At 64.0% G+C, this 21,906-nt stretch carries 21 protein-coding genes; 14 read left to right on the plus strand and 7 right to left on the minus strand.

The features are described from left to right. A partial coding sequence (locus tag FJ941_RS29245; protein WP_210242229.1) for a hypothetical protein occupies positions 1–289 on the plus strand: 289 nt, incomplete at its 5' end. A gap of 15 nt (positions 290–304) precedes the next feature. On the opposite strand, the gene FJ941_RS29250 is transcribed toward FJ941_RS29245, so the two are convergent. Then, entirely contained in the window at positions 305–649 is a 345-nt protein-coding gene (locus FJ941_RS29250; RefSeq protein WP_210243211.1) for an AAA domain-containing protein, read from the minus strand. A gap of 446 nt (positions 650–1,095) precedes the next feature. Here FJ941_RS29250 and minC point away from each other — a divergent pair, with 446 nt between their 5' ends. From minC to minE, 3 genes are all read left to right on the plus strand, one after another. Further along, positions 1,096–1,938, plus strand: a complete 843-nt coding sequence (gene minC / locus FJ941_RS23745) for a septum site-determining protein MinC (RefSeq protein ID WP_140509406.1) — start codon at positions 1,096–1,098, stop codon at positions 1,936–1,938. A 152-nt stretch (positions 1,939–2,090) separates the two neighbouring features. Further along, positions 2,091–2,906 carry a septum site-determining protein MinD gene (minD, locus tag FJ941_RS23750; RefSeq protein ID WP_027144292.1) on the plus strand — a complete coding sequence of 272 codons (816 nt, stop codon included), beginning with the start codon at positions 2,091–2,093 and terminating at the stop codon, positions 2,904–2,906. Beyond that, positions 2,903–3,175, plus strand: a complete 273-nt coding sequence (gene minE, locus FJ941_RS23755; RefSeq protein WP_027144293.1) for a cell division topological specificity factor MinE — start codon at positions 2,903–2,905, stop codon at positions 3,173–3,175. Before minD ends, minE begins: the two co-directional genes overlap by 4 nt. A gap of 85 nt (positions 3,176–3,260) precedes the next feature. Here the strand turns inward: minE and FJ941_RS23760 are convergent, their stop codons facing one another. Next, positions 3,261–3,908 carry a sulfotransferase family protein gene (locus tag FJ941_RS23760; protein WP_246673964.1) on the minus strand — a complete coding sequence of 216 codons (648 nt, stop codon included), beginning with the start codon at positions 3,906–3,908 and terminating at the stop codon, positions 3,261–3,263. Between the two features lie 207 nt (positions 3,909–4,115). Here FJ941_RS23760 and FJ941_RS23765 point away from each other — a divergent pair, with 207 nt between their 5' ends. Further along, positions 4,116–5,582, plus strand: coding sequence for a hypothetical protein (locus tag FJ941_RS23765; protein WP_140509408.1), 1,467 nt, complete (start codon positions 4,116–4,118; stop codon positions 5,580–5,582). Positions 5,583–5,843: 261 nt separating this feature from the next. Then, positions 5,844–6,926, plus strand: coding sequence for a histidine kinase dimerization/phosphoacceptor domain -containing protein (locus tag FJ941_RS23770; protein ID WP_140509410.1), 1,083 nt, complete (start codon positions 5,844–5,846; stop codon positions 6,924–6,926). A gap of 54 nt (positions 6,927–6,980) precedes the next feature. Here FJ941_RS23770 and FJ941_RS23775 read toward each other — a convergent pair whose 3' ends face one another. Then, positions 6,981–7,517 (minus strand): DUF6428 family protein, encoded by a 537-nt coding sequence (locus tag FJ941_RS23775; RefSeq protein ID WP_140509412.1) that lies wholly within the window; start codon positions 7,515–7,517, stop codon positions 6,981–6,983. A gap of 42 nt (positions 7,518–7,559) precedes the next feature. On the opposite strand from FJ941_RS23775, the gene FJ941_RS23780 reads away from it, so the two are divergent. From FJ941_RS23780 to FJ941_RS23800, 5 genes are all read left to right on the plus strand, one after another. After that, positions 7,560–7,913, plus strand: coding sequence for a metalloregulator ArsR/SmtB family transcription factor (locus tag FJ941_RS23780; protein ID WP_140509414.1), 354 nt, complete (start codon positions 7,560–7,562; stop codon positions 7,911–7,913). Beyond that, the gene (locus FJ941_RS23785) at positions 7,910–8,617 is read left to right on the plus strand and encodes an MIP/aquaporin family protein (RefSeq protein WP_140509416.1); all 708 of its coding nucleotides are present in this window, start codon (positions 7,910–7,912) and stop codon (positions 8,615–8,617) included. Before FJ941_RS23780 ends, FJ941_RS23785 begins: the two co-directional genes overlap by 4 nt. Beyond that, positions 8,614–9,027, plus strand: a complete 414-nt coding sequence (arsC, locus tag FJ941_RS23790) for an arsenate reductase (glutaredoxin) (RefSeq protein WP_140509418.1) — start codon at positions 8,614–8,616, stop codon at positions 9,025–9,027. The genes FJ941_RS23785 and arsC overlap by 4 nt, the downstream gene beginning before the upstream one ends. Beyond that, the gene (gene arsK / locus FJ941_RS23795; protein WP_246673965.1) at positions 9,008–10,246 is read left to right on the plus strand and encodes an arsenite efflux MFS transporter ArsK; all 1,239 of its coding nucleotides are present in this window, start codon (positions 9,008–9,010) and stop codon (positions 10,244–10,246) included. The genes arsC and arsK overlap by 20 nt, the downstream gene beginning before the upstream one ends. 146 nt (positions 10,247–10,392) lie before the next feature. Continuing rightward, on the plus strand, positions 10,393–11,274 hold the full coding sequence (locus FJ941_RS23800; RefSeq protein ID WP_140509421.1) for a DMT family transporter: 882 nt from the start codon (positions 10,393–10,395) through the stop codon (positions 11,272–11,274). Between the two features lie 60 nt (positions 11,275–11,334). On the opposite strand, the gene FJ941_RS23805 is transcribed toward FJ941_RS23800, so the two are convergent. Then, on the minus strand, positions 11,335–15,843 hold the full coding sequence (locus FJ941_RS23805; RefSeq protein WP_181169932.1) for an autotransporter domain-containing protein: 4,509 nt from the start codon (positions 15,841–15,843) through the stop codon (positions 11,335–11,337). 253 nt (positions 15,844–16,096) lie between these two features. Then, positions 16,097–16,870 carry an AraC family transcriptional regulator gene (locus FJ941_RS23810; RefSeq protein ID WP_246673967.1) on the minus strand — a complete coding sequence of 258 codons (774 nt, stop codon included), beginning with the start codon at positions 16,868–16,870 and terminating at the stop codon, positions 16,097–16,099. Between the two features lie 376 nt (positions 16,871–17,246). Between FJ941_RS23810 and FJ941_RS23815 the strand changes: the two genes are divergently transcribed. Next, complete coding sequence (locus FJ941_RS23815; protein ID WP_140509427.1) at positions 17,247–18,392, plus strand: helix-turn-helix transcriptional regulator; 1,146 nt, start codon at positions 17,247–17,249, stop codon at positions 18,390–18,392. Positions 18,393–18,433: 41 nt separating this feature from the next. Here FJ941_RS23815 and FJ941_RS23820 read toward each other — a convergent pair whose 3' ends face one another. Next, positions 18,434–18,640: a hypothetical protein gene (locus tag FJ941_RS23820; RefSeq protein ID WP_140713824.1), complete on the minus strand. Its 207-nt coding sequence runs from the start codon at positions 18,638–18,640 to the stop codon at positions 18,434–18,436. Between the two features lie 23 nt (positions 18,641–18,663). Here FJ941_RS23820 and FJ941_RS23825 point away from each other — a divergent pair, with 23 nt between their 5' ends. Further along, complete coding sequence (locus FJ941_RS23825; protein ID WP_140509431.1) at positions 18,664–20,085, plus strand: nodulation protein NfeD; 1,422 nt, start codon at positions 18,664–18,666, stop codon at positions 20,083–20,085. Then, positions 20,082–20,837 carry a slipin family protein gene (locus FJ941_RS23830; RefSeq protein WP_140509433.1) on the plus strand — a complete coding sequence of 252 codons (756 nt, stop codon included), beginning with the start codon at positions 20,082–20,084 and terminating at the stop codon, positions 20,835–20,837. Before FJ941_RS23825 ends, FJ941_RS23830 begins: the two co-directional genes overlap by 4 nt. Positions 20,838–20,935: 98 nt before the next feature. On the opposite strand, the gene FJ941_RS23835 is transcribed toward FJ941_RS23830, so the two are convergent. Next, entirely contained in the window at positions 20,936–21,865 is a 930-nt protein-coding gene (locus tag FJ941_RS23835; protein ID WP_140509435.1) for a LysR family transcriptional regulator, read from the minus strand. Positions 21,866–21,906 lie beyond the last annotated feature (41 nt).

A 21,906-nucleotide genomic window follows, 5' to 3' on the forward strand; every position in this document is an offset into this window, starting at 1 on the left:
CAACCGCCTTGTTCCCAAGGAACGCCTCGACAAAGCTCATCTGTCCCGTCCGCTTCACCGCCATCGCAAATCCCTCCAAGCAATAATCGAAGTGAATCACAATGCCAGAATTGCGCAACAGGCCCCAAGGGAGAGACCGATGATCAGGAAGCTGAAGGACGGAAAATACCGGCTTTATTCAAGGAAGAAGGACGAGAAGACGGGGAAGCGGCGGAATTTGGGGACGTTCGATACGAGGGAGGCGGCGGAGAAGCATGAGCGGGAGGTGCAGTATTTCAAGCGGGGGTGAGATGGCGAATCTGCTTTAGGCCCTGCCACCACAGCTCAGGCCAACTGTTCGGCAATGCCTTCTTGATTCACTACAACAAGAATTTATCAAGCGACTGAAATACACCCGCGCTTTTCCAGAGAGCTTCCCAATGACATACACGACCTCCTTAGCCCGCGTGACGGCGACGTTCAGCAGATTGGGTCGTCCGCCTGCCCACCCTCGCGCGCCACGCTGCTCGGCATTGGGTGCTCCAAGGATGAAGAAAATTGCCTCAGCTTCTCGCCCTTGGACCGTGTGGACTGTTCCGACGCGCTCGTACACCCAGGTGAAGGGATTCTCGACCCATCCGTCAAGCAAACCGCGAGCGCAACATTTCACGCATGCGATCCTGTACCACCACAAACGGGGTCACAATGTAAAAGTCAGGTGCGATTTCTTGTTGGCGGAGTTGCCTGAGCATATCCAGCAATACCTCGCCCTCCCGCTGGCACCATTTCTCCTGTCCGCGCCCTTCCACATCGATCCACCGCGAAGGCCCTAGAAGTCCCGGATAGGCGAGATCTTGGAGGTCTTCGCTTGGACCATCAGATTCTCATAGGCAATTGCATTCGATATACTGAACATAGGCTCTTCGCACCGCCGATGTACCAGAAGGGGCACCCCAACTTCCCGCGTGCCAGATTTGGTTTCCAGGCAAACGGTCAGTATGGTTGCCTCCACGCTGTCAGAAACCTCGGGTCCAACTCTCTCTCCACCCCTCCCCGTTAACCATTCGTTAACCATTAACCCCCTAGCGTTTACCTCTCAGTAAGGATTCGCTGGCCGTGACCTTTGCCGCCCCCGTCGAAACAAAATCCATCCGTTTTCGCGCCCGTTCGTTCGTGGCCTTTTCGCTCACGCCGGAGGCGCCGATTTCCGCTTGGCTGGAGGGGCTGGATCATTGGATCGGCAATTCGCCGGGGTATTTTGCCGGGCGCCCCGTGGTGCTCGATTTGAACGTGCTGAAGCCCGAGGTCGCCGATATCGCGCTGCTGGTTGCTTCGCTCGGTGCGCGCGGTATCCGGGTCTATGCGATCGAGCTCGAAGGCGCTTCGCTCGGGCTTGACCTGCCGCCGCTTTTGACCGGCGCCAAGGAGGCGACTTCGGACGGTCTGCTTTCCGGCCGCAAGGGCAAGGCGGAGGCGTTGGAAGAAGCCGGCAAACTGGAGACGGTGTTTTCGGATCACGGCAAGGACGCCGGCAAGCCCGAAGACGGCAAGCCTGTCGAGATCAAGGCCGAGGCCGGCAAGGGCAAGGCTGCCAAGGCGGCGGAAGCCGGCGTGGTGGAGGCGGTCCAGGCCGGCACGCTGATGGTCAAGTCGCCGATCCGCTCGGGCCAGTCGATCTTCCATCCGCATGGCGATGTCATCGTGCTCGGCTCGGTCGCGTCCGGTTCGGAGATCATCGCGGCGGGCTCGATCCATGTCTATGGCACGCTGCGTGGCCGCGCCATCGCCGGCTCGCAGGGCAATCGGTCAGCGCGCATCTTCTGCCGCAGGAACGAGGCGGAACTGATCTCGGTCGACGGCTGGTACACCACGGCCGAAGAGATGGAAGGCGTCTCGCGCGGCAAGGCCGTGCAGGCCTTCCTCGAAGGCGACATGCTCGCCGTCGTGCCCTTGAACTAGGGCGGCGCGATGCTGACGCCGGGTTTCACGGTTCCGGTCGGGACATGCGCCGCGCGCGCAAGCTTCAGACCGGTTTGGGATGGCATGATGGCAGGCTCTGACCGTGCGGCGCACGGCATAACAAACGACAACAGGCAACGGAGGCTTTTTCCATGGGCAAGGTAGTGGTCGTCACATCGGGCAAGGGGGGCGTCGGCAAGACCACCTCGACGGCCGCGCTGGGTGCCGCGGTCGCTAAGACCGGCAAGAAGGTGGCGCTGGTCGATTTCGACGTCGGCCTGCGCAATCTCGACCTGATCATGGGTGCCGAGCGGCGCGTGGTGTTCGACCTCGTCAATGTCATCCAGGGGCAAGCCAAGCTGTCGCAGGCGCTGATCCGCGACAAGCGCGTCGACACGCTGTTCCTGCTGCCGGCCTCGCAGACGCGCGACAAGGATGCGCTGACGGAGCAGGGTGTCGGCGAAGTGATCGACAAGCTGCGATCGGTCTTCGACTATGTCTTCTGCGACAGCCCGGCCGGTATCGAGCGCGGCGCGCAGCTCGCCATGCGCTTCGCCGACGAGGCGGTCATCGTCACCAATCCGGAAGTGTCGTCGGTGCGCGACTCCGACCGCATCATCGGCCTGCTCGACGCCCGCACCATGCGCGCCGAACAGGGCGAGCAGATCGCCAAGCACGTGCTGGTCACGCGCTATGACGCGGCGCGGGCCGCGCGCGGCGAAATGCTCTCGATCGACGACGTGCTGGAAATCCTGTCGGTACCGCTGCTCGGCATCATCCCGGAAAGCCAGGATGTGCTGCGCGCCTCCAATCTCGGTTCGCCGGTGACGCTGTCGGAACCGCTCAACAACGCCGCCAAAGCCTATCTCGAAGCGGCAAGGCGGCTGGAAGGCGAAGATTTGCCGGTGGTGGTGCCCTTCGAACGCAAGGGTTTTCTCGACCGTCTGCTCGGAAGGAGGGCCGCATGAGCATCCTCGACCTCTTCAAGCGGCGCACCAGCGCGCCGGTGGCGCGCGAGCGGCTGCAGGTGCTGCTCGCCTATGAGCGCCGCAGCCGTGGCCAGCCCGATCTCGTCTCCATCCTGCGCGAGGAGATCATGGCTGTGATCGCCAGGCATGTGCAGATCGACCAGGATTATCTCCAGGTCTCGATGGATCGCGGCGAGACCATGTCGACGCTGGAAATCGACATCCAGATCCCCAACAAGAGCGCCGTGCCGCTGGCCATGGCGGGGTAAAAACGCCCCGCCTTTTCCTCGCCCCGCTCCAGAGGGGCGAGGGACCCGGATTTTGCCGGGCCGGCACCGCCGGTATGCGTCCAGATCAGTTCAGCGAAAATCTCGACCTGAAGCCCGCGGCGTTGTTGCGATTGGGATAGTCCTGATCCGGTATCGCAACGCCGAGATGGGTGCACAGCGGTTCCCAGCCATCGCCAAGAGCGTGGACCAGCAGCCGCTCCGGTGGCACCCCAGCGTACACCGCACGGACATTGGCCTCGTAGCAGGCAATGGCATGCGCTCGATCGCCAGGCCGGCCGCCGAACACCTGCCTCGCGATCAGGACAAGGCCCAGCGATTCCTGATCCACGCTTTGCTCAAGTCCCGCCGCGATCGTTTTTTCAAAACTCTCCCACCAGCTTTCGGCCGAACGGTAGGTCAGGATCACCCTGGCATTCGGATAGAATTCGATCAGTTCGCGCCAGTAGTACGCCGAGGGCCAGTCCAGACAGGAGACATAGCCCGAGAGCAGCTGGTTCCAGTCCGGCGTGGCACCTTGGGCCAGCGCGCGCCACATCCGTTTCTGCTCCTCGTTGCCGTTCACTTCCTGCATGTGATGACAGGGGCCGAAGCCGAGAATGGCCAGCGCCTCGCGCATCGAATCCGTGCCCGTTCGGCCGAAGCCGGTTCCGATCACCTTGATCGACATCTCCACGCCCTCCCGTTCGACCTGCAAGCCGTTTGCCGGCAGCATATCAGGCTGCACACCACGTTCACACCGTCGCGAACGCCACGGTCTGCGCCGGAGGCTCGGCACTGGCTGCTCGCGGCATCCAAATCGCCAATGTCGGAAATTTACATTTTCCAAGGGGGGCTTCCCCTGCGGAATAAGCGGATGTAAGGATGCATATTAGCAGTTTGTTAAATATCCGGTTTTGGTTGCGTACAGAGGGAGTTCCGTATGAACTTCAAGAGCCTGATCAAGCGTGCTGAAGACGTAGATAATGCCCTCCAGGAGTTGCAGGACGATCTTGCGGACGCCCTGGATGCCAGCCTCGACAGCGAATTCGAGTCACCGCCAAAGGGCGACGGTGTCCCCGATGCCGGGTCAGGCGCCGATGCCTCGCCACCACAAGCCGATGCCGACTATGCGGATGCCGCGGACAATCCGGATGACGGGGGCAATGCCGAAACTGCCGAAACCGCGCCACGACTGACCCCCCATGCCCAGACCCGGCTGGCGGCGTTGAATGCCTTCGAAGGGATGTTCCACGACGCCAGGGATTATCTGGATGAGATCAACGGCAAACTGTCGGAGATCTCGACCTCGCACCATCTGACGCGCGAATTCCTCAACATCCTCCACACCGACATTCTTCGCGCCAACGAGCTGGAGCTCGCGAATGCCGGCCTGATCGCGGAGCAAAGGACGCTGTCGGACAAGCTGCACGACACGGCGGCAAAGCTGCGCGAGCGTGACGGCGCGTGCGAATTGCTGCAGCAGCGCGAGACAAGCCTGGTCCAGGACCGGGAGACGCTTCGCGCAACGCTTGCGGCGGTAAGGCTCGAGCTCACGGAGACGGCCAATGCCAGCGCCAAACGGGACGCGGAATTCGGCGACATCGCCAACCGGCTGACGGCCAGGACGGTCGAAGCCAACAGGCGCCTGCGCGAGAGCAAGATGCTGCGGGAAAAACATGTCAGCCTGTCAGCCGAGCTCGACAAGGTGCTGAAGCGGGAGACCCAGGCGCGCCACAGGCTGGACGAGCTTTCGACAATCCACGCCAGCGAAGCGGCGCGGCTTGCAGAACTGATGGCGGCGCTCGGCAAGAGCGAGAAAGAGGAGATCCGGCTGCAGAAGGCGCTCGAGGCGACACAGGCCAAGCTGGCGGAAAAGACCGAGTCGGCCAGCATGATGCAAGGCGACTGGGAAGCCGAACGGGCTCGCGCCCAGACGGAAATGCGCGGATTGCGTTCCGAGATACAAGATCTGGAATCGCGGCTGGCGCGGGCCTCCAACGAGAACAGTGCGGCCGCCGCCGAGATGGCCAGGCTCAAGACCGAGCTGGACGACGCAGTGGCCGAAAAGAAGATCGCCGATGAAAGACTGTCCGCGCTCACGGATGAGAACGAAGCCGACAAGCTGAGCCTTTCCAGGGCGAACGCCACTCTTTCGCAGCTCACGCTGCAGCAGGCGTCGGAGGACATACAACGGGATGTCCAGCGGCAGGAATGCGAGGATCTGCGGGCCGAAATCGCGTCGCTCAATGCCCGGATCAAGGAATTGCTGCCCTACGAACGGCTCCACAAGGCCACCAACGGCAGACCGCGCGAAGGCGAGGTGGTAGAGATCGCCGCCGTGGTGGCCGAGAAAGCCCGTGCAACGGGCAGGCGGCCCATCCGCAGGAACCTGCGTGCCACGTCGTAGCTCGGCTCCGCAGGTCTCGTTGCCCAGCGCTTTGCGCTTAGCGTGCGCTGTTCAATGTCGGGCGGTCGAAAGCGGCGGCCGTCGAGGTCGCCAGGCGCATCGCGACCAGTATTTCATCACCTACCGGTCTTCGGTATTGACCGCTGCGTGAGACCAGGCTGGTGCCGGCCTGCTCATTGTGCCAGTGGCAATGCCGCTTTGGCGATAGCTCGCGCAATACTTCGCTGATATTGATAGCATCAGAAATTCCTGGATGAGCAGATGACATCGAATTCGGATAAGGCGGAGACGGTCGAGCAGTTGCTCGAAACGCCGGACCTTGCCAGCGCGCTGGAAAGCGAACAATTCAAGAAGTTCCTCGACCAGGTGCCAATTGCAATCGCCGTTTCGGATGTCAGCGGGCAGGAACGTGTCGTCTATGCCAATCCGGAGTTCGAGAAACTGTCCGGTCTGAAGGCGGCCAAGCTCGCCCAGAAGAATTGGGTGGCACTTTCCGGCATCGGCCTGCACCAGCAGAAGGATCGCGCGCTATCAAGTGCGGTGGTCGACGAAACCGATTTCGTCGGTACCTTCCGACTGGAGCGGGCCGAGGACAAGCCTGCAATCGTCGACGTCTATTCCAACGTCATCGAGGATGACAATGGCAGAGCCTGCTTCCGGCTGGTGGCTCTGGTCGACGTCTCGGCCCATGGCGAGACCGAAGATGCGCGCTCGATCGAAGAGCGCGTTCGCGAGAAGGACACACTGTTGCGGGAATTGCAGCATCGGGTGAAGAACAATCTGCAGATGATCACCGCCCTGATTCGCCTCGAAACGCGCAACGCGGCCGAGCCGGACCGCAACCGCTTCGAAAGACTGGCCGGCCGCGTCGACGCCCTGGCCATCCTTTATCAGACCCTGTCGGGCGAGGAGCACAAGGAGGAGGTCGATCTCGGTGTTTATCTCAGCCAGATCGCGTCCGCCGTAATGGCCTCGCATGCTGTCGAGGGCATTCGCCTCGACATGAAAGTGGACACCTATCCGGTCTCGGTAAACGTTGCCATGCCCACTGGCTTGGTGGTCAACGAACTGCTGACCAATGCGCTCAAGCATGCATTTCGCGGGCGCGACAGCGGCACGATCACCCTGCACAGCGTCGTAAACGGGGATGGCTGCCGCGTCGTCGTTGCCGATGACGGGATCGGGTTGCCGGACGGCGAAAGCTGGCCCAAGCGAGGCAAGCTCGGCGCGCTCATCGCACAGTCGCTGAGCGAGAACGCCAAGGCGGAGTTCCATGTAACCTCCAGCGCTGGCGAAGGCACCCGGGTCACAATCGTGTTCAAGCGCTCTGCCGCCGCAGCCTAGACTGGATACTGAAATGGCGCTTCACCCACGCTGGACCGGCCAGCCTGCTGTGATCTATCCGCAGCAAGGTTGCGAGCCGGCGGAAGGCTCGCAACAGGCCTTGGCTTTCCGCTCTTCCTCCAGCCAACGGTCGCGCGGCTTGCAGCTTGCCGGCCGGGGCGAAAGCTCGACATGCACCGCGCCGTCGACCAGCCGGGGAAGGGCGGCCCGATAAAGCGCGATCGGGTGCGCACCGTTGCTGACCTCGAAGGTGAGCCGCGCGGAAGGGTCGAGATCGACATGCTCCGTCACCTTGCGGATGATCGCGGAGAATTTCGCGGCCGGCATATGCGTGCGGTCCTCGTCGACGTCCCAAAGCTGGACGAAGATCTCGGCCCAGGCTTCCGGATTGGCGCCGCAGTCCAGCGCTGCGAACGTGCCCGCCTTCACCTCGGTGACGTGGTAGCCGGGCCGCACCGGCCGGCCATCGTAGAAAAACACCAGCTGCCTGTCCTTGTGGCCGGCCAAGAACCCCAGCAGGCCAGCGATGGTGATGTCCTCGGGATCACTGACGATGGAGAGTTCAAATTCCCGATTGTCAGAGGCGGGCATGTGCGGTAATCCTTGTTTCAACATTTCTAGGATTGTTGAAATATGGATGAACGTCAAGCCCTGTCCGCCTTCGCGGCGCTTTCGCAGGAGACGCGTCTGCGCATCCTGCGGCATCTGGTGATCGCGGGTCCTGATGGTATTGCCGCAGGCGCCATCGCCGAGAAGGTCGAGGTCTCGGCGTCGAATGTGAGCTTCCACCTGAAGGAACTCGAACGGGCTGGGCTGGTAAGCGTGCGCCGCGATTCCCGGTCCATGGTCTACAGCGCCGAATATGAAGCGCTGAGCGGGCTCATCCGCTTTTTGATGGAGGATTGCTGCTCCGGACGGCAGGAGATTTGCGCGCCGGCGCTGGCGCCGGGCTGCTGTGCGGCCGATGCGCAAGAGACGGCTCAATGACGGTCGAGCGCCAATTCGACCTGCCGCGCCGCCTGGTCGCGGAAAGCCTCGGCACGGCGCTGCTGGTGGCTACGATCGTCGGTTCAGGCATCATGGCGCAGTCGCTGACGACCGACGGCGCACTGGCACTTCTCTGCAACACGCTGCCAACCGGTGCGAGCCTGGTCGTGCTGATCACAATCCTCGGCCCAATATCCGGTGCCCATTTCAATCCGGCCGTGTCGCTCGCCCTCGCTCTGTCGCGCCGCCTGTCGGCCAGCGATTGCACCTTGTATATACTGGCCCAGCTTGCCGGCGGCATTGCCGGAACAATGATCGCGCATCTGATGTTCGGGCTGGCGCCGCTGGCGCTGTCGACGCATGGCCGCACCGGCGCCGCGCGGTGGCTTTCGGAAGGCGTCGCGACTTTCGGCCTGCTCGCCGTCATCCTCGCGGGCCTGCGCTTCGAACGCGCTGCCGTGCCGTGGCTGGTCGGCCTCTATATCACCGCTGCCTACTGGTTCACCGCCTCGACGTCCTTCGCCAATCCGGCGGTCGCGGTAGCAAGGGCGTTCACCGACACCTATTCCGGAATCAGCCCGGCAAGTCTTCCCGGCTTCATCACCGCCGAGTTCGCCGGCGCCGGCATTGCCTTGGCGCTGATGACTTGGCTGCTGCGGCCGCAATCCGAAATCCAACCTCTTGCCGTCAAGGCCGCGCCATGACCGTCACCATCTACCACAATCCCGCCTGCGGCACCTCGCGCAACACGCTTGCCATGATCAAAGCAAGCGGCGAGGAGCCGGTCGTCATCGAATATCTGGAACATCCGCCCAGCCGGGACCGCCTGCGCCAGCTTATCGCCGCCATGGGAATTCCGGTGCGCGCCTTGCTGCGCGAAAAGGGCACGCCCTATGCCGAGCTGGACCTGGCTGATCCCAAATGGACCGACGAGCAGCTGCTCGACGCCATGCTGGAGCATCCGATCCTGATCAACCGGCCGATCGTCGAGACGCCCAGGGGGACGCGACTGTGCCGGCCGTCCGAGCTTGTGCTCGACCTGCTTGACCATCCGGCGACCCATTTCACCAAGGAAGACGGCGAGGTGGTCACCGGTGACCGTGGCATCAGGTGATCGGGGCCTTTCCGAGCTCGATGCCTCGGAACGCGCGCCGACAGCCGCAATTGCCGCCCTTGGGGTCACCCAGATCATCGGCTACGGCACGCTCTATTACAGCTTCAGTATCCTTGCCGCCGACATGGCGAGGGATTTGGGATGGCCGACCGAATGGATTTTCGGCGCGCTTTCGGCCGCCTTGCTGGTTGGCGGCCTGACGGCGCCGTGGCTCGGACGCTGGATCGACCATTTTGGCGCCGGAAAAATCATGACCGCCGGCTCGGTCCTTGCAGCGGCGGCACTGGCCGCCTGCGCCTGCGCTCCCACCGTCGGGGCCTTCGTGGCAGCGCTGATCGTCCTCGAAGTGGCATCGAACCTGGTGCAGTACGGCGCCGCCTTCGCGCTGCTGGTGCAGATAAGGCCGCATGCCGCGCAACGCAGCATCACCTATCTCACCCTCATTGCCGGCTTCGCATCGACCGTGTTCTGGCCGATCACGTCAGCCTTGCACGCGCACATGTCCTGGCAGAGCGTCTATCTTGTCTTCGCAGGGCTGAACCTGCTTGTCTGCCTGCCACTGCACGCCTGGCTCTCGCATGGGCTGGCCAAAGGGAGGCGGGCGGCAAACGCGCCGTCACGGCATATCAGGGGATCGCTTCCCGCATCCTCGCGGCCGCTCGGCCTTGCGCTGATGGTCACTGCCTTCTCGCTGCAGAACCTGATCGCCGCCGCCGTGCTTGTGCATATGGTGCCGCTGCTTTCGGGGCTTGGCCTCGGCGCGACCGCCGCCATGGTCGGAACGCTATTTGGGCCGTCACAGGTGTTGAGCCGCTTCGTCAACATGGTCTTCGGCGGCAAGCTGTCGCCCCTGATGCTCGCCACTATCTCGGCCAGCCTGATGACAATCGGTGTAGTCGTGCTGGATAGCACCGCGCCTTCAATCGCCGGGGCGATGGCGTTCGCCGTCGTCTTCGGCATGGGCAACGGGCTTTTCAGCATCGTCACCGGCTCGTTGCCGCTCACATTGTTCGGCAGCGAGGGCTATGGCCGGCTGCAGGGGCGGGTCATGTCGGCCCGGCTGATCGTCTCGGCCGTGGCGCCCTTTGCCCTGGCATTCGCCATCGTGCATATCGGCATTGCCTGGTCGCTCGGAGCGATGGCGCTTCTGGGCAGTGCCGCGCTGCTCGTCCTTGTGGCGATCACCAGACTGCCGAACGCGCGCAACGACCGGGTGTGATGTCCGACGGCGATGCCCGCCGGTTCATGCCATTTGACCGTGCCCTCATCGAGGCATCCGCGCTGTCTCACGACAGCAAGGCCGGTTCAGCCTATTGCGTTCCTGCCAGCAGGTTTGCGCCTGCCGGCATGGAGGATGAAGCACAAGTGACATCAATGCCGGTTGCCAGCCGCGAAGCAGCACCCTTGCCGGTCGCGGCACTGATGGGCGCCATGGTGTCGATCCAGATCGGCGCCACCTTCGCCAAGACGCTGTTCCCGGTGATCGGCGCGCAAGGCACGACGACGCTCAGGCTGGTCATCGGCGCGCTGATGCTGATCGCGGTGTTGAGGCCCTGGCAGATGCGGCCCTCACGCGCCACTCTGCCGTGGCTCGTCGCCTATGGGGTGACGCTATGCGCGCTCAATCTTCTGTTCTACGCAGCGCTTGCCAGGATCCCGCTCGGCGTCGCGGTGGCGCTGGAGTTTTCCGGTCCCCTGCTGGTGGCGACGCTGACCTCGCGGCGGGCCAGCGACTTTGCCTGGATCGCGCTGGCGGTCGCCGGCATCGTGCTGTTGTCGCCCTTCATCCACTCGCTAAAGCCGCTCGACCCGATCGGCGTGATGCTGGCGCTGGCGGCCGGCGGGTTTTGGGCGCTCTATATCGTGCTGGCGCAGAAGGCGGGCGCGGAGCTCGGTACCCGCACCACCGCCTATGGCATGGCGATCGCAGCCGTGCTGGTGCTGCCCTTTGGAATTGCCGAGGCGGGAAGCGGGCTGCTCGCGCCATCGATCCTGGTCAGCGCGCTGCTCGTCGGCCTGTTTTCCAGCGCGCTGCCGTTCTTCCTGGAAATGGTTGCGCTGACCCGCATGCCGGCGCGTATCTATGGCACGCTGACCTGCCTGGAACCGGGGCTCGGCGCGCTGGCCGGGTTTTTATTCCTGCGGGAAAGCCTGACCATGCCGCAACTGGCCGGCATCGCCGCCGTGATCGTGGCCGCCGCCGGCACCGCGCTGACCTCGAAGCCGCCGGTACCTTCGCCGGAGTAGGGGCGGACGCCAGGACCGCCCGGCGACGTCAATTTGGCGCGAGCCGGCGGCCTGTTGTCGTCAGAATTTGACGCTGAGGTTTGCCTTCGCGCCCTGGTCGACCGTGCCGCCGCCGAACTGTCCGGTATAGGACAGGCCGAGCGTCGCGTTGGCCGACATGTTGAGGTCGAAGCCGGCCTCGATCACCGCTGCGTCCCTGGCGATCGGCACGCCGCCGATGGTGAATTGATCGCCGCCGGCAAAGGCGAGGGCGGAAGTGGGCGTGACGTCGCCAAAGGCGTGACGCCAGCCGAGCATGCCGCGCGCCGTGGTCTTGACGCCGCCAAGCGCAAAATCGGTCGAGCCGCGCATGCCGAGCGTGGTGAAGGTGGCGTCGGTGTTCGAACCGGCGCTGGTCAGTGCCGCCGCACCACCCTGTTCGCTAAAGCCGTCGGTTCTCACATTGACATAGGCGAGATTGGCGAACGGCTCGAAGTGGAAGCGGTCGGCATCGACCTTGTAGGCAAGCTCGCCGAACGCCTGCGCGGTGCCGGCATCGTAATCGGCCGACAGTGCGTCGGCAAAACCGTTGAAGGCGACGGAGCGCTTGGTCGAGAGGCTGCTCCAGCTGTAGGCGGCGCCGCCGCGGAAGGCGATGGCGCCCCAATTGGTGCCGCCATAGAGACCGAAATGGTAGTTGTCGCTCTTGCCGGAGGAATTGCGATCGTCGGCGTCGAAGGACGAATGGCTGTAGCCGCCGAGAGCACCAACGCGCCAGCCGCCGACCAAAGTGTCGGCACCGGCCAGCAGGCCGCCGGTGGAGCGGTCGAAGGCGGCGGCATTGCCGTCGCTGTCGGTACTGCCCCACGAACCGAAAGCCTGGCCCCAGACGGCGAAGCGGTCGGTATCGGCGGCGACCATTTCGGGCCCGCCTTCGCCATAAGCCATGACCGGCAACGCTGCCGCACCAATATCGCCGAAGGCGGCGCTGATGCGATTGCTGGCGGCGTCGCGGACGAAGCGGCTGTCCTCGAGCAGCATGCCCTTGGCCGAGGCGTGAATTTCGCCCGAAAGCTGGTCGAAAGCGTCCTGGGCGGCGGCTTCATTCGGCAGGGCGAAGATGGCATCAAACAGCGGATTGCCGCTGCCAAGGCTTTCGGCGCCGCCGCCGGTGGCGATCTGATTGGGCGTCAGGCCTACACTGGTAAAGCTTGCCTTGGCCAGGTTGAGATAGACATTGTTCGCGTCATAGGTGAGCGTCGGCGCGATGAAGATCGAGCCGCCGGTTTCAAGACTGGCCTTGTCGAAGGCGCCGGTGACACCGCCCGCCGCCGTGACGATCGTGTATGTCGTGCCGGTCGCATAATCCGGATAGGGGATGACGTCGACCGTGCCGCCGCCGATCGTCACGGTGCCGGTGGCGTTGATCCGATCGGATGTGCCGCCGCTTTCGACTTCAACGGCATAGGTCGAACCCGCCGAGAAGGTGGTGTTGCTGACATTGATCGTGCCGATCGAATTGCCTGGTGCAAAGGTGCCGCCCGAAGCAATGGTCACATTGCCTGCCGTGCCCGACCCGCCAAGCAGGCCGCCGGTGACATTGATCGCGCCGCCGAGCAAGCCGTTGACATAGAGGCCGCCGCCGAGAACGTTCGTCGTCCCGGTGAAGCCGGAGGAATTACCGGTCAATTTGGTGTAGCCGGCGATCTGGTTGATCGTCCCCAGTCCGCTGATCGCCGAAGCGAAGCCATTGTTCGCGCTGGTATGGTTGAAATTGAGCGTGCCGGTGCCGGCGCCGAACTGCAACGTGGCCGAATCGAGGACGCCGGCGCCCGCCGCCGCGGAGCCCGCCGCGCCGCCGATGTTAAGCGCGCCGACGGAGCCGGCTTGGCTGGCGATCACGGTAACGCCGTCCACCAGAGCGGTGCCGCCGTTGGAGAGTGTCGCCGAAGCCGTGCCGCCGAAACCGATATCCAGGTCGCCGTGCATCTCCCAGAGCGAGGCCGGGCCATCAACGGTTGCCTGGCCGGTGGCACCGGCGGCGAACGCCATGTAGGTGCCGCCGCCGGAGGCGACGCCGCCATTGGTGACGGCAAGAGTGCCGCTTCCGAGACCGGCAAGATACATGCCGTTCTTGTTGGTCCATTTCGAGCCCACGCCGTCGACGGTAACCGCACCGGTGGCTGTCGCCGCCTGGCCGACAAAGACGGAATCCGCATCCGCTGAACCGCCGCTGGAGATGGAAAGTGTCGCGTGACCGGCGCTTCCCAGGATAAGATTGTCATCGGTGCTCCAGGAGGATCCCGCCCCGTCCACCGTCACGGTGGCGGTCGCGGTTTCGAACACCGCGAGGAGCGCGGCCTGGTTGAGGACATGGCCGCCATCGGCGACCTGGAGAGTGCCGGCGCCCTTGAAACCGAGGAACAGGTCGCCGGAATTGGTCCAGCTCGAACCCGGTCCATCGACCGTGACGGTGCCCATGGACCCGACGTCGTAGCCCACAGAGCCAGTCTGGTTGCTGACGGCGCCGCCATTGATGATGTCGATCGTGCCGGTTCCTGATTGGCCGACAATGAGTTTGCCGGTATTCGCCCAGTTCGAACCCACGCCATCCACCGTCGCGGTTCCGCTGGAGCCCTGATAGTAACCTAAAGTGCCGTCTACGTCGTTGAGGGCACCACCTCCCGACACGGAAACGGTGCCTGCTCCGCCAACGCCCACGGTAAAGTCGCCGATGTTCATCCAGGTCGAGCCGATGCCATCGACAGTTGCCTTGCTCGAAGAATCCACCGAACCGCTTCCGGCGCTTACGACGCCGCCATTCGTGATCGCCAATGTGGAGATCGAACCGGCGCCGACCTGTAGGAAGCCGCTGTTGGACCAATTCGAACCCGCACCGTCCACGATACCGGTACCTACGCCGGCACCGTACCCAAGCACGGCATTGACATCGCTGACACTGCCTCCATTTGTAATGTTCAACGTGCCGGAACCATCGAGCCCGACCTGCATATCGCCGCTATTGGTCCAGGTCGAACCCGCGCCATCGACGAACACCATGCCGGTCGAGCCTGCTTTCGCGCCAATGGCCCCCGCGCCATTGCTGACCGTGCCGCCATTCGAAATCGTCAACGTGCCAGTGCCGGCGTCGCCGACAAACAGGCTCGACGCGATGCTCCAGATCGAACCTATGCCGTCGACCGTCGCCGCGCCCGTCGAGCCCGCCGTGGCACCGACAAAGCCGATGTTGCTGCTGACAAGGCCGCCGTTCTGGATGTTCAGTAAGCCAGTGCCGCCATACCCAACGTAGAGGCCGCTCGTGTCGCTCCATGTCGATCCGCTTCCGGTGACCGTAAGGGTGCCACTCGAATCGGCATTGATGCCGATGTAACCCGCCATGGCGCTCACCGCGCCGCCGTTCTGGATCGTCAGCGCGCCGGCACCGTAATTGCCGATGGAGAGAAAGCCGGAGTTGGTCCAGTGCGAGCCCGCGCCGTCCACCGTCGCGGCGGCGGCCGGGCTGAAATTTTCACCGATATAGCCGTTGGTGTTGCTCACCGTGCCACCGTTCTGGACCGTCAGCGTGCCGGCGCCGTTCCAGCCGACATAAAGCTCGCCGGAATTGGTCCAGGACGAGCCAGCGCCGGCGACTGTCACGGCGCCGGTCGAGCCGGATTTGGAGCCGATCTGGCCGCTGGCGCTGCTCACCACGCCGCCGCTCTGGATCGTGAGCGTGCCGGCGCCGCCCCAGCCGACAAGCAGATTGCCGGAATTGGTCCAGGACGAGCCGACGCCGGTGACAGTCGCCGAGCCACTGGAACCGGCCTGCTCACCAATCGAACCGAGGGAATTGCTTACAGCGCCGCCGTTGGAGATGGTCAGAGTGCCGGCGCCGGCATGGCCGATGAAGAGCGACGAACTGCTGGTCCAGGTCGAACCCGCTCCGTCAACCGTCACCGTGCCGGTGGAGCCAGCATGCCAACCGATGGTGCCCATGGCATTGCTGACCGCGCCGCCATTGGTGATGTCCAGCGTGCCGGTGCCAAATTCGGCGACGTAGAGATCCCCACTGTTAGTCCATGTCGAGCCCGGGCCGTCCACCGTTACGGTGCCGGTGCCCAGGCCGTAGCCGACATGACCCACTTTGTCGCTCACAGCGCCGCCGCCGGAGATCGTCAAGGTGCCTGTGCTGCCGGTGCTCAAGGCAAGGAAAACGTCCGAACTGTTGCTCCAGACGGAGCCTGCTCCAGTGACGCTCACGGTGCCGCTCGCGTCCGAAGCGTAGCCGAGATAGCCGGCAGTGTCGGAGAGGGTGCCCCCATTGGTGATCGCCAGCGAGCCCGAGTAACTCGAAATGGTGCCCATAAGCAGATAATGGGCGGCCGCATTCGCCGCATCGACCACGGTCGGGTGCGGGAACACCGGATCGAGAATGACATCGTCGCTCGATGTCGGAACAGCGGCGGGGTTCCAGTTTCCGGCGGTAAACCAATCCGTGGAGGTGGCGCCGGTCCAGATCTCGGCTGCCGAAGCGGGGATCGGCTGGCCAAGGCCTACCAGTGCCGTCGACGTCAGCGCCAGATATTTCAAAGCGCTAGCCTTGCGGCCTACAAAACCATTCCGCGGCATTCGATCCCCTGACATGACAGTCGTTTCGCCCTGAGGCTGACATGTCATCGGCGCCCGGCTGTTGTCTTGGGCAAGGCCGCACTGGAATTGGACTGGAGTGAGGTGCCGTGCCTTTTTCGCGCACTGTGGCAGTTCGGCGTCATCGGTCACGCAGGGCGATGCGGAACGGCCTCGCACGGGGCGGATACCGGACTGCTGGCGAAAGCCGCAAAACTTATCTGGCGCCTGTCGGCGTATGGCCGAAGCGGCGACGAAAGCAGCGGTTGAAGTACGATACGTCGCTGAATCCGTTTGTCAGGGCGATGTCACTGACCCGCATGTCGCTGTGTTTGTGCGAGAGCATTCTGTGGGCGCTCCGCAGACGCAGTTCGAGAACGCGTTCGGAGAAGCTCATTCCCGTCTCCTGAAGGAGGTCGTGGACGTAGCGCACCGACAGGCCGAGTTGTTGGGCAACACTTTGGGCGGAGATGCCGGGATCGATAAAATCCTCGGCGATCCTTGCCAGGACGGCCTCCAGTCTGGCAGCGCGCGGGCCGCGAAGTCCGGCCAATTCGGCAGCCCGACCTTTTGCGCCGGTCGCCAGGCCGATCAGATCCACGATCGTGTCCGTCGCGTGCGTGATCAAATCCACCGAGGCAAGCGGGCTGCCGCTTTCAAGAAGCAGGCAATAGCGTTTGAGGAGGTCGAGGGCTTCGCTGTCGGCGCCGATCTTCAGCCCCAGCCTGTCATCGATCCGCGGGAAGGCGCGCAGGAGGATCGCGCGTGGGACCACCACATTCATCCAGACATTGCTGTCGGCACCGTTCATTTTCAGAGCTTCCGATGCGGTGACAAGCACGGCCTCTCCCTGACCGACGGCATATTCGCGGCCGACATGTACCCCTGACAACACGGTGTCGGCCTTGTTGATCAGCAGCAAATAGCCGTCCTTGTCGTCATTGGCGATGTTGCTCGCTTTGCTTGTGGCGTGCTTGACCGGTCCGGACATCTGGCCGAGAACCGCTGAACCGACAGCGGTGGCTTCGAAGTGCGGGTTTTCCGGACTGCCGTATTCGGCCGACCATGTTTCCGCGACATGGATGTCTTGCCACGGGGAAAATCGTTCTCGTTCGTCAAGATGCGGTGGCAACCGAGCCGATGAAAGCACCGTCTTTCGCGACAATGGAGAACCTCGACAACTGTCCACGGCTTAAAAAAATATCGAACGCGATGCTTTCCATTGCGACAATAACCGGCAACAGTGGCGACCGGCGTTCAAGCGATCAAGTTCAACCTGTAGTCGAGAGCCGCCGCGACTTGCGTCATCCAAAAGTATGATGTCACAAATTCCTCCGAGGCGAGATCGGGGTGTGCCAGGAGGTGTGGTGGAAAGGCTGAGCAGCGAAGTCCTGAGTTCGATAATCGGCGATATCTATGATTGCGTATTGAACCCGGAAGGCTGGGCCGGAGTCATGACCCGCGTCACGAAAGCCGTCGACGCGGCCTATACCACCATCGCGCTTGCCGGCACCGCTCATAATAGCGGCCGTTTCGCGGCTCAGTCGCCTTGGGATCCGATGCGGATGCGGGCCCTCGAGGAAGACTATGACTTTGATGGAATTCCCGGGCTGAAGGAAGCGGTCGTCGGCGATGTCGACCGGCCCGTTGCGACGCTGTCGCTCATGAGCGAAAGCGAACTCCAGCTGACGCCGTTTTTTCAGAACTGGGCCAAACCGCAGGGACTGCGCGAGGCTTGCATCACCAAATTCGTCCATACGCCGGACCGAATCGGGCTTCTGGGCTGCACCACGCGTGCCAGCAGGGGAGGCATTTCGACCGAAGAGCAGCAGTTCCTGGCATTGCTCTCGCCGCATCTGCGCCGTGCTTCGCTGATCGGCGATCTGCTCGACCAGAGCCGCGTCACCATCGATCTTTATCGTCAGGCGCTCGATCATTTGGCTGTGCCTGTCGTGCTCACCCACGCCAATGGAGCAATCCTCCATGCGAATGCGGCCGCCGAACAGATGTTTTCGGTGCAGGGGCCCATTCTCTCAAGGAACGGCCTGCTCCAGGCACAGAATAGGGTGGTGGCCCGCGCCCTGCTCGACGCGATCGCCAGTGCGGCCAGCGCGGATGCCTCGCTTGGCGCGCGCGGCATAGGGCTGCCGGTTTCGGCCCAAGGCCAGCCGCCCGCCGTCGCCTATGTGTTGCCGTTGACTGAAGGAACGGCGCGCGCGGTTTTCCGGCCGGCATGCGCGGCTGTGTTCATATCGACGACGACATCGGCTTCTCCTCTCCCGGAGGCCGTTCTGACCACGCTGTTCGATCTTACGCCCTCGGAGGCGCGGGTGCTGCTGCGGATCGGCAGCGGATTGTCAGCGTCGGAGAGCGCGTTGGCGCTCGGCATTGGCGAAAACACCTTGAAGACCCACCTCAATCGAATCTTCGCCAAAACCGGCACGAGACGCCAAGCCGACCTCGTCAAACTCGTGTCGGACATAGGCATGCCGCTGGCGGCCCATGAGCCCTGAAGCCGGAGCGTGCGGTCTCTACCGCCAGCGGGTCAGGGGCTTTACCGCCAGGGCGGCTCCGGCGCGAAGCGCTTGCCGATCCAGTCTGTGAAGGCGCGGGTCTTGGCGGCTTTTCCCTTGGCCGCCGCCGGCACGTCGCTGACCTCCGAGCCGCCGGTGCCGTCGCCGGAGTAGGAGAGGCCGTCTCTTCGGTCGTCGCCGATCTCCGACGTCGGCGCCTTCATGGACTTCGCAAGAATACAACCCATATTGAGTCCATGGAGCTTTGAGCGTGACCTTCGCGCGGGTGGCCCTTCTTGCCGCGGCCTTCGTCGTCGCGGCTGTGCTTTCTCCCTTCTCCTCAGCCGGGAGCGAAAGGGTTGCGCTGAGCGTCGCCATTGACGGCGCCATCGGGCCGGCAAGCAGCAGGCAGCTCAAGGAGGCGCTCGATGCCGCGGCCAGGCGGGACGCGGCGGTCCTCGTCCTGCAGCTCGACACGCCGGGCGGGCTGGTCACGTCGATGCGCGAGATGATCGCCGACATCCTGGCGTCGCCGGTGCCTGTCATCGGCTATGTCGCGCCGGCCGGCGGCCATGCGGCAAGTGCCGGCACCTATATCCTCTATGCAACCCATGTCGCGGCGATGGCGCCCGGCACCAATCTTGGTGCGGCGACGCCGATGGAGATTGGCGGCATGCCGTCGCTTCCGGGCGGCGACAAGGGCGATCAGAAGGACGTGGGCGATCAGAAGGACGTGGGTGATCAGAAGGGCGGGGGCGACCAGAAGGAAGCCGGCGGGCGGCCTGCGGGCGACGCGATGATGGCCAAGGTGACCAATGACGCGGTCGCCCTGATCCGCTCTCTTGCCGAACTGCGCGGGCGCAACGGCGACTGGGGCGAGAAGGCCGTGCGCGAAGCGGCGAGCCTTTCGGCCAATGCGGCATTACAGGAACATGTGATCGATCTCGTCGCCCGCGACACCACCGAGCTGCTGCAACTGGCCGATGGGCGCACCGTCGATGTGGCGGGCAAGAAAGTGGTGCTGGCGACGAAGGGGCTGCCGGTCGAGACGCTGGAGCCGGGCTGGTTCATCCAGCTGCTTTCCGTCATCACCGATCCGAACACCGCCGTCATCCTGATGCTGGTCGGCGTCTATGGCATTGTCTTCGAGTTCACCAGCCCGGGCGCGGTCGCGCCTGGCGTCATCGGCACCACCTGCCTCGTGCTCGGCCTCTATGCGCTCGATCTCCTGCCGATCAACTATACCGGCCTTGCCCTGATGCTGCTCGGCGTCGTTTTCCTGATCATCGAGGCCTTCAATCCCACCGTCGTGCTCGGGCTCGGCGGCGTGGCCGCCTTTCTGTTCGGTGCCGCCATGCTGCTGCGGGTCGAGGGGCCGGGCTTTGCCCTGTCATGGGCCGTCATCGGTCCCGCCGCCGCGCTGACGCTTGGATTGGCGCTGCTGAGCGGCACCTATCTCTGGGCGGCGCGCCGGAAGCCGCCGCGCGTCGGCGGCGAAGCAATGCGCGGCCAGCCGGCCGAGATCCTCGACTGGCAAGGCGGCGAGGGCCATGTGCTGGCCTTGGGTGAGCGCTGGCGGGCCAGGGCCGATGAACCCGTCGCGGCCGGCGACAGCGTCGAGGTGACCGAGATCGCCGACCTCGTGCTGACCGTGCGACGGCGCGACGCGGGAAGGAATGGAGCAAGGCAATGAACATCGGTTATGTGGCCTACCTGGTGCTTGCGCTTCTTGTGGTCATGTTCCTGTCCGCGGCTATTCGCATCCTCAGGGAATATCAGCGCGGCGTGGTCTTCACGCTCGGCCGCTTCACCGGGGTCAGGGGACCCGGCCTCATCATTCTGATCCCCTTCGTCCAGCAGATGGTGAAGGTCGACCTGCGCGTGGTGGTGCAGGACGTGCCGCCGCAGGATGTGATTTCGCGCGACAACGTCTCGGTAAAGGTCAATGCCGTGCTTTATTTCCGCATCGTCGACGCCGAGCGGGCGGTCATCCAGGTCGAGGACTACATGGCCGCCACCAACCAGCTGGCGCAGACCACGCTGCGATCGGTGCTCGGCAAGCACGAGCTCGACGAGATGCTGGCCGAGCGCGACAAGCTCAACAGCGACATCCAGGAAATCCTCGACCAGCGCACCGATGCGTGGGGCATCAAGGTGTCCAATGTCGAGATCAAGCATGTCGATCTCAACGAGAACATGGTCCGCGCCATCGCCAAACAGGCCGAGGCCGAGCGGCTGCGGCGCGCCAAGGTGATCAATGCCGAAGGCGAGCAGCAGGCGGCGGCAAAACTGGTCGAGGCGGGCCGCATGCTGGCGGCCGAGCCGCAGGCCATGCAGCTGCGCTATTTCGAGGCCTTGCACGACATCGCCGGCGAGCGCTCATCCACGGTGGTGTTCCCGCTGCCGGTGGACTTGCTCAGCCAATTCCTGAGGCACGGGAAGTGAGGGAAAGGGCATCGGCGGAACTGCCAATCTCCCCCACGAGGGCCCACGAGGGGGAGATTGGCTGTATCTCCGTCTTCGCCAGTCCCGCCACTTCAACTTCACCCCCGCCAGGGCGGCTCCGGCGCGAAGCGCTTGCCGATCCAGTCTGTGAAGGCGCGGGTCTTGGCGGCTTTTCCCTTGGCCGAGGGCGTGACGACGTAGACCGCGCCTTCGTCCGCCAGCGTCCACTCCTCCAGCACGGGCACCAGCCGTCCGTCGGCAAGCTCGCGGCCGACCAGCCAATCAGTGCTCATCATCAAGCCGACGCCTTGCACGGCGGCGTCGACCAGCACCTCGGCATCGTCGGTGACCAACGGCCCCGAAACCTCGATGCGTGCGCGCCGGCCCTCGCGGTCGGTCATCTCCCAGGCTGGAAAGGTTTGGAAGCCCGAGAAGCCCAGGCAGGCGTGGTCGAGCAGCGCCTGGGGTGTCTCCGGCCTGCCCTTGCGGGCGAGATAGGATGGAGCGGCGCAGAGCAACCGGCGTCGCGTCGCCACCTTGCGTGCCACCAGGCGCGAATCCTCCAGGCTGCCCAGCCGCACGGCCACATCGAAATTCTCGGCGACCAGATCGGTGAAGCGGTTGGAGAATTCGGCCTCGATGCGGACATCGGGAAATTCGGCGAGGAACCGAGGCAACAGCGGCCCGATCCACATGCGCCCGAACGTGCCGGGCAGCGCCAGCCTGAGCACGCCGCGCGGGCCGCCCCCGGCATGCGCGGACGCGACGGCCTCAGCCTCGTCGACGGATGCGAGGATGGCGCGCACACGCACCAGGAATTCGGCACCCGCTTCGGTCAGCGACACGCTGCGTGTCGTGCGCGAGAGCAACCTCACCCCAAGCCGCGCCTCCAGCGATTGCAGGCGCCGCGACAGGATGGTCGCGTCGCGCCCGACACGTGCCGCCGCCCGGGTGAAGGAGCGCGCCTCGGCGATAGCGGCGAAGGCGGCCATCTCGGCAAGGGCAGCGGGTTCGTGAGATTGCTGCATCGTTCACAGTTCTCAATTGCAAAAAACAAGGATTATCCAGA

The organism is Mesorhizobium sp. B2-3-13 (assembly GCF_006442195.1).
GTDB classification, from domain to species: domain Bacteria; phylum Pseudomonadota; class Alphaproteobacteria; order Rhizobiales; family Rhizobiaceae; genus Mesorhizobium; species Mesorhizobium salmacidum.